Genomic DNA, 13,329 nt, shown 5'->3' with positions numbered 1-13,329 from the left:
CGCAGGAAATTATATAAAATTGAAATCAAAATTATTCAGGAAAAAGAAAATTATTCTGTAAAATTCTGAACCAAATTTTGAAAAATTTGACTTTCCCTTCGGCCGTCGAGCTAAACCTTCCCGCCAAAGGCGGCCACATTAAGAACAATAAAACGAAAGAAGATATGAAAAAGATATATATGAAGCCCGAAATGGCTATGACTAAAGTTGAGATACAAACTGTTCTCGCTGGTTCGTTCGCAATGAATGGTGAGGGCGAATTAACTTCAGAAAACCTGATTGATGAAGATGCAGATAGTGAAGGCCTCTCCCGCTTCTTCGACTTCGACGATGAAGGGGATTACTAATCCTGCGCTATCGTTATATAAAAACAATGCCGCTACCTGCAGAACGGGTAGCGGCATTGTTTTATGTTATTAGCAGCCCAACATAGCTGCAGGCGTAATGCCAAGTGTGGAGCAAAGAAGGCGAGCAATCTTTAATGTAGGTTCTGCTCGGCCAGAGACATAGTCGTTGATGCGAGAAGGACTGACACCAATTTCAATTGCTAACTGTTTCTGACTCATCTGCTTTTCTTCAAGCGATAACTCAATCAGTTGTGCAACTGTTGGCTTGTTGATGGGGAAATGCTCCTTTTCATAATCTATGACTATGTTTGACATCATTGTTAGCTCTACGGCATTGCGGTCGTTGGCTGGTGTGTTGTCGTCAACAATTGGCAATAGCTCCTCAATTCGTGCCAATGCAAACTCATATTGTTCTTTTGTAATCTTACTCATAATCGTTCCTCTTAACTTATCCTTTATTTAATCACGGTGCACAGTTGTAGTACATCGTCGTCGAAAGTGTCCTTGTTGATTGCCTTGTTCTTCACCAGAGAACGGCAGTTGTAGATGGTCTGTGAGGAAAGGAAGAGCAGGTCGGCGATGTCGGTGGTCTTCTTCACCCCCAGGCGAATAAGAGCAAAGGTGCGCAACTCGGTGGTCAGCGTGCCTGGCGTCTTCTGCAGGATGCGCCCCTCGGGCAGTAGCAGTTCGTTGAACTCATCGATGAAGGTGGGGTAGAGCTCCAGGAAAGCCTTGTCGAAACGGGTGAGGAAGGTGGCTGCATCCTCCTCGGAGATGCGCGTAGAGGAGATGGTCTGCAATAGCTCCTGCGCCTGGTTCGCCTTGATCTTGCGCTTCACCAGCGTCTGGTACTTGTTGAGCTTGTCAATGTACTGTGCACAGAGGTCTATATAGATGGACGCCAGTCCCTCGCGGCGCTTGTTGGTGTCCACCAATTTCTGGTTCAGAATGCCCTGCTGCTCGTTGGACACAGCCAACTGGCGGTTGGCCTCAGTCAGCTGCATGTTACTATCCGCCAACTCCCTACGTCCTAACGCCAGCAGGCGGTTCTTGCGATAGATGAGCCAGATGGCCCACAACATGGCAACGACCAGCAGCGAGATGAAGAGCAGCGAGTAGCGCAAGGCGCGGTTCTGCGTCTTCACCGTCTCCTGATAGCGCAGCATGATCTGCGGCAGCGTACGCGATATCTCCAGTATGCGCAGACGGTTGTTGTAGAACTTGGCATCCTCCATCGACACGTTGATGTAGCGCTCCGACCGTTCGATATGCTGGTCGCTGAGGCTGAACAGATATTCTGCCAACACCTGCATGGACATGTTCTCCTTGGTGCAGCACTTCAGGTCGCTCAAGGCCGAGCGTATGAGATACTCCTCGTACTTCTCCATCTGGTTGTCCACCTTGTAGTTGCCAGCCAAGGCAAAGGCCGACATCGCATAGATGCGCGATGTTTCCTCGGTGGTGTCGAGGATGCGCAGATAGTGCTCGCGAGCCTGTTTGCTGTTGGCAGTCACATACACCATCTGTTCGCCCTTGTAGTACTGGTAGTCGGGGTCTTGCGGATTAGCGTGCTGCATAGCCTCGCGCAAGTATTCGTTGGCCTTCTGCCGGTAGTGGGGCGTGAAGGTTGTATCGCCGCAATAGTCGCTCCAATAGGCATATATATTAAAGTAGGTGAAATAGTATTTGAAGAGCAACCGCTTGTCGGCCTCCGCCGGCTTGAAGTTGTCGAGAAAGGCCATTGCCTCGCTATAGAGTCCGCCAATAGCCATGATCTGAGCCACATAGACCGTGAACAGGTCGGTATAGTAACGATTGCCCAGTCGCTGGCTCAGTGTCAGTCCGCGGTTAGCATAGACCATGGCCGAGTCAAACTGATAGACATGATACTCGCTGTAGAGATCCTCCACCACCTTCAGCATGGCGCTGCTATCGCGCTCCGTGCGCAGTTTCTTCTTCAAAAAGGCAATCTGGTTCTCCTTTGCCTCTATGTATTGTCCACGTTTCGCTATTGTGGCATCCAGTTCCTCATAGAGCTGCTGGTTGTCTGCCTTCACCGCGGAAGACAGCATGACGAGGGTTAGTAATAGAATGATTCTGACCATGCGAAGTTATATAGTTTAGTAATTATGTTGCAAAAATAACAAAACAACGGGAAACGGAGGTGTTTACTATGAGGATTTTAATATCTTTTATAACTTACTGATTATCAAATTGATTTATGTCTATGTGGATCTGATATATTTACCAAGCCATTACTATGTGATATAACTTCATGGGTAATGCACTACCTTTGCCATCGAAATCCTAAAAACGAAACAATAACATCAAAAACAATCTGATGATTATCATGAGAATTAGACAACAAAGACAACGATCCGTCCGATGGGTGGCCAGCATGTTAATCCTGCTGCTCATGCCTTTAGGACTACTTGCACAAGAGGTACGCGTGCAAGGCTTGGTGAAAGATGCCTCGGGCGACGCCATCATAGGCGCGTCTGTGGTTCAGAAAGGAAAGAAAGGGGCTACGGGTGCCATCACCGATCTGGACGGTCGCTTCGTGATGAATGTCCCTGCAAAGGCCACGCTGGTGGTTAGCTACCTGGGCTACGAGACCCGAGAGGTGGCAGTGAACGGACAGACACAGCTCACCATTACGATGACAGAAGACAACAAGGTGCTGAACGAAGTAGTGGTGGTGGGCTACGGAACGATGGACAAGAAAGAACTGACATCGGCCGTGTCGCACGTAGGCGAGAAAGACTTCCTGACAGTGAGTTCGCTGGATCCCTCGATGATGATTCAGGGTAAGGTAGCGGGCGTCAGCATCACCAACACAGGTGCCGGCGATCCAAACAACCAGGCCAGCATACAGATACGCGGTGTCAGCTCGCGTTCGGCTGGCTTGGGCCCGCTTATTGTCATCGACGGTGTGCCCGGTGGCAATCTCACCAACCTTAATCCTAACGATATAGCCTCTTTCGATATTCTGAAAGACGGTGCCGCCTCAGCTATCTATGGTACGCGCGGTAGCAACGGTGTCATCGTGGTTACTACGAAGAAGGGCAGTAAGGACGGCAATATGCACACCTCCTACTCAACGATGATGTCGTGGGACGTGATCAAAAAGGAACTGAAGATGATGGACGCCCAGGACTATCGTGCCGTGCGCTTAGGATGGGGCGACACCGGTGTGGACCTGGGAGGCAACGTGGACTGGCTCGATGCCGTGAGCCGCACGGGCGCTACCGTACAGCATACACTCACCCTGAGCGGAGGCAACGACAAGAGCAACTACCGCATCAGTGCCGACTATCGCAATGCCCACGGCATAGACCTGCGCTCTAAGCGCGAGGAATATGGCGCACGCGCATCAATCATGCATACAACAAAGAATGGACTGTTTACCTTAACCGCCAATGTCGCACCGCGCATCATAGACCGCGACAATGCCGACTGGAGTGTCTTCAAGGATGCAATCGAGGCGAACCCCACCACACCGCTCATGGATCCCGAGAATCCTGTACGTTACTATAACTTCATGGGACAGGTGGTAGGCTCGAACCCTGTGGAGCGTCAGCGACTGGAGACCGACCATGCCGACACGCGTCTGCTGGACTTGGATGGCACGGTGCGACTTAACCTCTTGCCGTTGCTCGCCAACGACGAGACGATGCGCCACAGGCTGACTACTCAGATTATGTTTGCTGATCATCAGTACAGCAACGACAATACGTGGTTCCGTCCCTCAACAAGTACCATCGCCATCAACAACGGTCGCGACGGCGAGGCTAGCCGCTCGTATGGCAAGGAGAGTCAGAGGGTGGTGGAATGGCTCACGAACTATAGTGGCAGCATAGGTCTGCACAACCTTAAGGGAATGGTGGGCTACTCTTATCAGTACTCACGCTACTCTGGATTGAGTGCCGAGAACAAGGATTTTCCCAACGATGGTCTTGGTGCCGACAACCTGGGCTCTGGCGAATATGCCAAGGAAGAGGGCGAGGTGATGATGGGCAGTTACAAGAACGACGCAAAGCTGATAGCCTTCTTCGGTCGCGTGAGCTACGACTTCGACGGTCGCTATCTCTTCACCGCCTCGCTGCGCCACGAAGGTTCTTCTAAGTTTGGTGCTGACAATAAGTGGGGTAACTTCCCCGCCGTATCGGCTGGATGGCGCATCTCGTCGGAGAAGTTCATGAAGGATATTCGCTGGATAAGCGACCTGAAACTGCGTGCCGACTATGGTGTGACGGGTAATCAGGACTTCGGAAGCTACCTCTCACTGAACACCATGACGGGCTTCGGCTACTATTATTATAATGGTAAGTACTTCCAGGTGTGGGGACCATCGAAGAATGTGAACCCCGACCTGAAGTGGGAGAAAGGTAAGAACTGGAACGTTGGTCTGGACTTCTCGCTGTTCAATGGTCGTCTGTATGGTTCGCTGAACTACTTCAACCGTCGTCAGCAGGACTTGCTGGGCAACTACAAGGTCAGCGTTCCGCCTTATCTGTTTGATGAGACCTTCGTCAATGTGGGCACGATGAAGAACACCGGTTTCGAGTTCGACCTGAACCTGAAGGTGGTGAACACAAAGGACTTCTCCTATGACCTGAACATCGTGGGTACAACGATGAAGAACGAGTTTGTGGACTTCAGCAACTCTCAGTACGTGGGACAGGACTATTACGACGTGTGCGGCACGGAGGATCCCTATCCCTTCTACAACCTGCAACGCATTGAGAAAGGCAAGTCGCTGGGTAACTTCTACATGTGGCGCTATGCCGGACATACTATCGATGGCGAGTGGCTGGTATATGACAGGGACGGCGACATCATTCGTGCTTCGCAGGCCAGCGATGAAGACCGCCAGGTGGTGGGCAACGGCATGCCTAAGTTCACGATGTCGTCGAGCCATAACTTCCGCTGGCGCGACTTCGACCTCTCACTCTTCTTCCGTGGTGCCTTCGGTTATGATATCTTCAATATCCATGACTTCTACTATGGCACGCGCAACTTCACGGGTAACCGTCTGCAAAAGGCTTATGCCAAGAACTACAGCATAGCTGGATCGGCCAACCCTGTGGTGTGCGACTACTTCCTGGAACGTGGCGACTACCTGAAACTCGACATGATGACGCTGGGCTATACGTTCAGCCCTCGCAACTGGCGCTTCATGGATAGGCTGCGCGTCTATGGCACCATGAAGAATATCCTGACGCTGACTAAGTTCAGTGGTGTGGATCCTTCGACCTATCAGGTTAACGGTCTGACACCAGGCGGACAAGGCTCGCGCACCTATTTCCCATCAACACGCCAGTTCATTGTTGGACTGCAAGTGGACTTCTAACGCAATGAGTAATGAGAAACAAAAACATGAAAGCAGAGATGAAGAGCTATATATATAAAATGGTGGTGGCTGTATGCTGTACAGCAATACTTAGTAGTTGCACAGACCTGGACGAGAAACTCTATGACCAGGTGGGCGTGCAGAACTACTATAACACCAAGAACGACGTGATCCGTGCTACGTTCCGTCCCTTTGAACATGCCTTCTGGAGCATACAGAGCAGACATGTGCTCAACGAACTGACAGCCGACCAGCTGATCACTCCCACACGAGACGGCTGGTGGGATGATGGTGGCAAGTGGCGCCGACTGCACTACCACGACTGGAACGTGGAGGATGGCGGTGACGCACAGACGGAATGGAATGGTTGTTTCCAGGGCATCATGCAGTGTAACTATGTGATTGAAGACTTGAACGCACTGACGCCTTCGCGCTTCGGCTTCTCGGAGGCGGAGTTCAACAACCTGAAAGCACAGTGCCGTGTGCTGCGTGCTTGGTTCTACCTGCGCCTGTTGGATGGCTTCCGCAACGTGCCCTTGGCTGTAAGTTACAATGATGTGTCGAAGAACACGGAGACACAGGTGGAGCCTAAGGTCATCTTCCAACTCATAGAGAACGACCTGAAGGAGTGCCTCCCGCTGCTTACGGAGAAGACGGAGCTGGGAAGTGGAGCCAATCTGCAGGGACAATGGACCAAGGCTGGTGCTGCTGCTCTGCTGGTGCGTCTCTACTTGAATGCGAAGGTTTATATCGATGAGGATCGCTATGCGGACTGTGCACAGGTGGCACAGGATATCCTGGATGGCAAGTATGGTAAGTATGAGGTGGCTGATCGCTGGGATGCTGCCTTCGATTGGAACAACGATGTGTGCGACGAGGTGATCTTCGGCTTCCCTGCAGCCCCGGGCTATAGCTACTGGCAGTATCAGGGTGACACCTACTGGTGGACTGTTCCTGCCCGTGCCCGCTACTATCTGAACGACAGTAAGTGTAAGGCTGGCGACCATAATACGAAGTATGCTGCTTCACCAAGCTATGCGCCTAACGGCACAAAGTTGTCCTATGAGCTGGGTATGCCTGTGGAGCATTTCCGCAAATATGCGGGCGATGAGCGCATGAAACTCTATCGCAACCTGGGTAATAGTCAGCGTGAGGGTATGTTCCTCTATGGCTATCTGGAGTACAAGGATGATAATGGCGCCACCAAGCGTGTGCAGGCTCCGGAGTCTCCCTACGACCTTTATATCCGCGATGCCGTGGGTAAGTTTCAGGACCTGGCTCCTAACAAGTGGCTCGTGACTACCAGCAGCACGCTGCGCGATGGTGATCATAACTCTGGTTGGCACTTTGCCAAGTACCCTTTCTATACCGATAATGATGCTCACCAGATGGAGAGCGACTATACGGAGATACGACTGCCCGAGATTATCTACTCGCTGGCTGAGTGCAAGCTTCGTGCTGGCGATAAGACTGCTGCTGGCAAACTGCTCAACAAGGTGCGTCGCCGCAACTATCCTGCTGCCAATCTGCCTACGGTGCTCTATCAGCCTGATGGCGCTGCTACGCTCGATATGAAGGAAATGCTCGACGAATGGGGACGTGAGTTCTTTGCCGAGAGCCGTCGTCGCATAGACCTCATCCGCTTCGGCAAGTTCACTTCAGGCTCGTGGTGGGACAAGACGCCCGATGATGACGACCATACGAAGATATTCCCCATCATGCGTCCTATACTGAATGCTAACCCTGCGCTTGTGCAGAATCCTGGATATAACAAGTGATAGTGACAAAAACGAAATAACGATGAAACCTATGAAATATATGTTGATAGCATTCGCAGCCCTGCTGATGACAGCCTGCGATAGCGAGATGGACCTGAAGATTATAGAGGGTGAGCTGCCTATCAAGACCTCAACGCTCTATATGGTCGGCGATGCGACGCCTAATGGCTGGAGCATTGATAGTCCGACGCCTCTGACACCTACGGCTGATGATGCGCTGGTGTTTGTCTGGGAAGGACCTCTTTACAAGGGTGAGATGAAACTCTGCCTCACGGTTGGCAGTTGGGATGCAGCCTTCATCCGTCCTGAGATTCACGGAACGGAGATTAACAAGACAGCTACGGTCAATCAGAAGTTTGAGATGCATGCTGGTGATCCCGATAATAAATGGCGTGTGACGGAAGCTGGAGAGTATCGACTGACCTTTGACTTGCGCCACTGGCAGATGTCCACAGAGTGGTTGGGCGAGATCGTGGTGAAGAAAGATCCGCTGGAATCTGAGACTCTTTACATGATAGGTGATGCGACACCTAACGGTTGGAGTATGGATAATCCGACTCCTCTGACACGTGATGCGTCGAATAAGTACCTCTTTACGTGGGAGGGTAACCTGAATACGGGCGATATGAAAGCCTGTCTTGAGCCTGATGGTACTTTCTCGTGCCCGTTCCTGCGTCCTTCTTCGGGCGATGTGGAGATATCGTCTGCAGGTGTTTCGGCTTCCGACTTCGTTTACACAACGAACCCTGACGATAAATGGCACGTGACGGAGGCCGGAACCTATAGCATCACTTTCGACTTGGAAAACTATACCATTCACGTAGAAAAGAAATAATAGAGATGAAACAAATGATATTTTGGACAATGGCCTTGGCAATGACGATGCTGTGTTCGTCGTGCAAGGACGAGGTGGAGATGCGTTATCCTCCTAAGTATGAACTGCCGGAACTGCCCGTGGTGGAGGGAATACATGATGGCGTGAAGGCTCCGCTCTACTGGAGCGTGTATGAATACTGCTACGAACAGAGCGCTGCTGGCGTGGCCAATAGTGATATGGATCTCACGGAACAGCAGTGGGATGAGATCATTTCATGGGTGGCTACCGACTTGAAGCCTTATGGCTACGACATGATATGTACGGACGGCTTTATCCCTATGACGGCAAAGGATGAGTCTGGCTATATGACTCACTATGGCTCTATGGCCTTGAAGGACTTGGCCGCAAAGTGTAAGGCGAAGGGCTTGCGTCTGGGTGTCTATGATAACCCTTTGTGGATTCATGGTCCGCGCAATACAAAGATAGAGGGAACGGACTATATCTTCGGTAACCTGATATACAATGGTAGCTCTGCTGTGCAGAATCCCACGACGCAAGACCTCTGGTTTACGTGGGTTGTCAGCACGCAACCAGGCGCTCAGGAGTACATAGATGGTTTCTTCAAGCATTATCATGACTTGGGTGTGGACTTCATCCGCATGGACTTCCTGTCGTGGTATGAGGATGGTAAGGACCGTGGACAAGGACTGGTGGGACGTGGCTACGGACGTGAGGCCTACGGAAGAGCAATGGCTTACATCGCCCAGTCGGCTAAGAAGTATGGCATCTTCACTTCGCTGGTGATGCCCCACATGTATAATGATGCGGAAGTGGAAGCCCGTTATGGTAATATGGTTCGCATCGTGGCTGATACGGGAGATGGCGGATGGAATCATACTTCCACTCACGACAAGGGTCGTTCCTATACAAACTGGCCCAACTGCAAGAACCAGTTTGATGGTTTTGTCTATTGGTCGCACATCGCTGGTCGTAACAAGGTGATACTTGACGGTGACTTCCTTCGACTGAACAAATATGCAACCGAGGCTGAGAAGCAGACGGCTGTCTCGCTGCAGCTCCTGGCTGGTGGTCCCGTGTCTATTGCTGATCAGAAGAGTACCATAGGTAACAATACGTCGTTCTATACCAACTCGGAACTGTTGGCTCTCAACAAGGACGGTTTTGTAGGTAAACCGCTTAGTGACCAACTGAACGACAAGCAGAACGAGATATGGTACGGCACGATGAGCAACGGTGATTATATTGTCGGACTATTCAACCGCGGTGACCAGTCGGCTACGGTCAGCGTGAACTTGAGTCAGTTGGGTATCAGTGGCACGCTGAAGATGCGTGACCTCTGGAAACATGCTGATGAGGGAAACATCAGCGGAACACTCTCTGCTACTATTCCTGCACATGGATGTAAAATTGTAAGATTGACGAATAAATAAACATGAAAACAAAGATATTATTCCTAATTACTGCATTTCTCATGGCGCGTTGCGCACTGTTTAACTCCCATGCTCAAAACATTGAGGTGACATCGCCCAATGGACTGGTCAGCGTTGCTTTTACGCTTACTGGTAATGGTGTGCCAACGTATGCCATGAGTTTTAACTCGAAAGAAGTTGTGGCTCCCAGTAAGTTGGGCTTGGAACTTGCGGAAGAGCACTCTCTGCTCGACGGCTTCACGCTGGCTGCTACTGAGCGCTCTACCTTCGATGAGACCTGGCAACCTGTATGGGGAGAGACAAAGAACATACGCAATCATTATAATGAGTTGCTTGTTCGTTTGCAGCAAGATGAAACGGGACGTCTTATGAATATCCGTTTTCGCGTCTATAACGATGGTGTGGGCTTCCGCTATGAGTTTCCGCAGCAGGAAAAACTGGTTTACTTTGTGGTAAAGGACGAGCGTACTCAGTTTGCTATGACTGGTGATCATACGGCTTGGTGGATTCCGGGTGACTACGATACGCAGGAGTATGACTATACGGAATCGAAACTATCGGAAATCAGAGGACTGATGAAGTCGGCCATCTGTGACAATGCCTCGCAGACATTATTCTCTCCCACGGGCGTGCAGACCGCTCTGCAGCTTAAGACGGCAGATGGTATCTACTTGAATATTCATGAGGCTGCACTCATAGACTATTCTTGCATGCATCTTGATCTTGATGACAATCGCTTTATCTTCAATACACAACTAACACCCGATGCCCAGGGTAATATGGCTCACATGCAGTCGCCTTGTCACACGCCGTGGCGAACTGTGATGGTTGCTGACAATGCCTGTGGCATCCTTTCATCCAACCTAATCCTTAATCTGAATGAACCTTGCAAAATTACCGACACATCGTGGATTAAGCCTGTGAAGTATGTTGGCGTGTGGTGGGAAATGATTGGCGGAGGAAAACAGTGGTCGTACACGTTCGACCTGCCTTCCGTTAAACTTGGAGAGACAGACTATAGTCTTGTAAAACCTCACGGACAACATCCTGCTAACAATGAGAATGTGCGTCGTTACATTGATTTCGCTGCCCAACACGGTTTCGACCAAGTGCTTGTGGAGGGATGGAACACTGGTTGGGAAGACTGGTTCGGTCATTCCAAGGACTATGTGTTCGACTTCCAGACGCCTTATCCCGACTTTGACATCCGTGCACTCAACGACTATGCCCACTCCAAAGGGGTGCGTCTGATGATGCACCATGAGACTTCTTCTTCTGTCCGTAACTATGAACGACACCTAGAGGCTGCCTACAATCTGATGAACCAATATGGATACAATGCTGTGAAGAGTGGCTATGTGGGGAATATCATCCCACGTGGAGAGCACCACTATGGTCAGTGGATGGTTAACCATTATCTGTATTGTGTCACCGAAGCTGCCAAGCACCACATCATGGTGAATGCCCATGAGGCCGTTCGTCCTACAGGACTCTGCCGTACATGGCCTAATCTCATTGGCAATGAGTCGGCACGTGGCACGGAGTATGAATCGTTTGGTGGCAATAAACCGTCGCACACAACGGTCTTGCCCTTTACTCGCTTGCAAGGAGGACCGATGGACTATACCCCAGGTATCTTTGAGATGGATATGAGTAAGGTGGATCCAAAGAGCCACTCGCATGTAAACAGCACGCTGGCTCGTCAGCTGGCACTCTATGTGACTATGTACTCTCCACTGCAGATGGCTGCTGATGTGCCTGAGCAATACGAGCGTTTCATGGATGCTTTCCAGTTTATTAAGGATGTGGCAGTAGATTGGGACGACTCACGCTATCTGGAGGCTGAGCCTGGTCAATATATTACTGTGGCCCGAAAGGCTAAAGGAACGAACGACTGGTTTGTGGGATGTACCAGTGGAGAGCAGGGGTATCAGTCTGTATTACCGCTTTCATTTCTGGATTCTGGTAAGAAGTATGACTGTACCATCTATGCCGATGCGCCCAATGCTCACTATCTAACAAATCCGCAGGCTTACACCATTAAGAAGAAAGTGGTGACAGACAAGACTGTTCTTCGCCTGAAGGCTGCTCCCGGTGGCGGTTATGCCATCAGTATCAAAGAACGTAAATAATCAAAGTTATTCAAAAACTAATATAAACCTAATAAAAAAAACTATGCGTAAAATTACTTTTTTACTATTAATGGCTATGCCTCTGACAGTCATGGCCGCTGTTGATGACGTGTTCACAGTTGACAATCTGAAGTACAAAGTTGTGACAGAGGATGGTGAGAAAAATGAAGTGATGGTGATTCGTCCGGATGTGGAACTCACGGGAGATGTTGTCATTCCTGCTAGTGTAGCTAACAATGAGAAGACCTATTCGGTGGCCTTTATCAAAGGTGGTGAGATAGCTGAAGGATGTGCTTTTCGCGAGATGACAGGAATTACTTCTGTAACAATCCCTTCTACGGTCTATTCGCTGCAGGGTGTCAGCACCTTCTTTGGTTGCACCGGACTACGTGCTGTCTATAACAATGGCAGTATGGACCAGATAGAAGGATGGACCTTCTATGGCTGTTCTTCTTTGGAGTATTGTGCGATTCCTGCTTCAGTCATCAAAGTGGGTGAGAGTGCTTTCGAGAATTGTAATGCATTGAAGTCTCTGACTATCCTGGGTTCGGTTAGTCTTGACCAACATGCGTTGAAGAACTGCTCAGTGCTGAAGAACATATACTATGCTGGTAGCAGCCTGACACTTATCCCCACAGAGGATACCTGGCAGATCTTCGAATCGACAGACAATCCAGTGTTCTATACAAAGGCATCGGCTCTCGATGATATCAAAGCCGCACTTAATGGGAAGGCTGACTGGATTAAGGACCAGGCAACAGCTGATATCCTTTTCACGCCTGCCACGGATGTGTTTACCTTTGCCCGTGATTTCGATGTTGACTTTGCTGAGGCTTCCGACCTGAAAGTACGCTATGCTTCTGATTATAGTGACTCTGAGCTTGTGCTAACTGCTGTGACCAGTGCAAAGGCGGGAACAGGACTCCTCATTAAAGGTGAGGCTGGCACGGCTTACACATTGCGTATTGCAGAGACAACACCCGAGGCAGTCAGCAACAAACTTGTGGGTGTGGTGGCTCCAAAGGTTCTTCCTGCTACTGATGGCGACAAGACAAACTTTATCTTAAAGGATGGTGTGTTTAAGAAGGTAAGCACTGCCAACAAAGAGATAGCAGCAGGAAAAGCCTACTTGCAGTTGCCAACAAGCAGTGCGGATGAAGCCCGCGACATCATCTTCACTTTCGATGATGAGACTACGGGTATTGGGAACCTCACCCCAGCCCTCTCCAAAGGCGAGGGAGTTGTTTACGACCTGATGGGACGTAAGGTGGAGAATGCTGCCAAGGGATTGTATATCGTGAAAGGCAAAAAAGTGATAGTGAAATGAAAAAGACATATAAAAGCCCTCTGATAGAAGTTTATTCCATCAGAGGGAAAAGTTACTTACGGCATCGGATTATAACTTCAGAAGACGTCGCGTGGAATGGGACGAGGAAGAGGATGCCGATGAA

General features: G+C 50.0%; 9 protein-coding genes. 7 read left to right on the top strand and 2 right to left on the bottom strand.

Going from position 1 to position 13,329, the window contains the following annotated elements; translation table 11 throughout:
• Window positions 1-164: 164 nt before the first annotated feature.
• Window positions 165-347, top strand: coding sequence for a hypothetical protein (locus T433_RS0102530; protein ID WP_211249738.1), 183 nt, complete (start codon window positions 165-167; stop codon window positions 345-347).
• 69 nt (window positions 348-416) lie between these two features.
• Here the strand turns inward: T433_RS0102530 and T433_RS0102525 are convergent, their stop codons facing one another.
• The gene (locus T433_RS0102525; protein WP_027449242.1) at window positions 417-779 is read right to left on the bottom strand and encodes a helix-turn-helix domain-containing protein; all 363 of its coding nucleotides are present in this window, start codon (window positions 777-779) and stop codon (window positions 417-419) included.
• A 23-nt stretch (window positions 780-802) separates the two neighbouring features.
• On the bottom strand, window positions 803-2,452 hold the full coding sequence (locus T433_RS0102520) for a DUF6377 domain-containing protein (protein WP_027454731.1): 1,650 nt from the start codon (window positions 2,450-2,452) through the stop codon (window positions 803-805).
• A gap of 245 nt (window positions 2,453-2,697) precedes the next feature.
• Between T433_RS0102520 and T433_RS0102515 the strand changes: the two genes are divergently transcribed.
• Genes T433_RS0102515 through T433_RS0102490 form a run of 6 tightly spaced genes read left to right on the top strand, consistent with a single transcriptional unit; the run spans window position 2,698 to window position 13,205 of the window.
• Window positions 2,698-5,700, top strand: coding sequence for a SusC/RagA family TonB-linked outer membrane protein (locus T433_RS0102515; RefSeq protein ID WP_027454730.1), 3,003 nt, complete (start codon window positions 2,698-2,700; stop codon window positions 5,698-5,700).
• A 26-nt stretch (window positions 5,701-5,726) separates the two neighbouring features.
• Window positions 5,727-7,478 carry a RagB/SusD family nutrient uptake outer membrane protein gene (locus T433_RS0102510; RefSeq protein WP_428837366.1) on the top strand — a complete coding sequence of 584 codons (1,752 nt, stop codon included), beginning with the start codon at window positions 5,727-5,729 and terminating at the stop codon, window positions 7,476-7,478.
• A 22-nt stretch (window positions 7,479-7,500) separates the two neighbouring features.
• A complete protein-coding gene (locus T433_RS14405) occupies window positions 7,501-8,313 on the top strand; it encodes a SusF/SusE family carbohydrate-binding protein (protein ID WP_162164158.1) in 813 nt (270 codons plus the stop codon).
• Between the two features lie 5 nt (window positions 8,314-8,318).
• Window positions 8,319-9,746: an alpha-galactosidase gene (locus tag T433_RS0102500; RefSeq protein WP_027454728.1), complete on the top strand. Its 1,428-nt coding sequence runs from the start codon at window positions 8,319-8,321 to the stop codon at window positions 9,744-9,746.
• Window positions 9,747-9,787: 41 nt separating this feature from the next.
• A complete protein-coding gene (locus T433_RS0102495) occupies window positions 9,788-11,878 on the top strand; it encodes a glycoside hydrolase family 97 protein (protein ID WP_044109086.1) in 2,091 nt (696 codons plus the stop codon).
• A 43-nt stretch (window positions 11,879-11,921) separates the two neighbouring features.
• Entirely contained in the window at window positions 11,922-13,205 is a 1,284-nt protein-coding gene (locus T433_RS0102490) for a leucine-rich repeat domain-containing protein (protein WP_162164157.1), read from the top strand.
• The last annotated feature ends 124 nt before the right edge of the window (window positions 13,206-13,329 follow it).

The organism is Xylanibacter brevis ATCC 19188 (genome assembly GCF_000621725.1).
GTDB lineage: Bacteria > Bacteroidota > Bacteroidia > Bacteroidales > Bacteroidaceae > Prevotella > Prevotella brevis.
The sequence above is the reverse complement of the archived record's forward strand: the minus strand, read 5'-3'. Positions and strand labels throughout refer to the sequence as shown.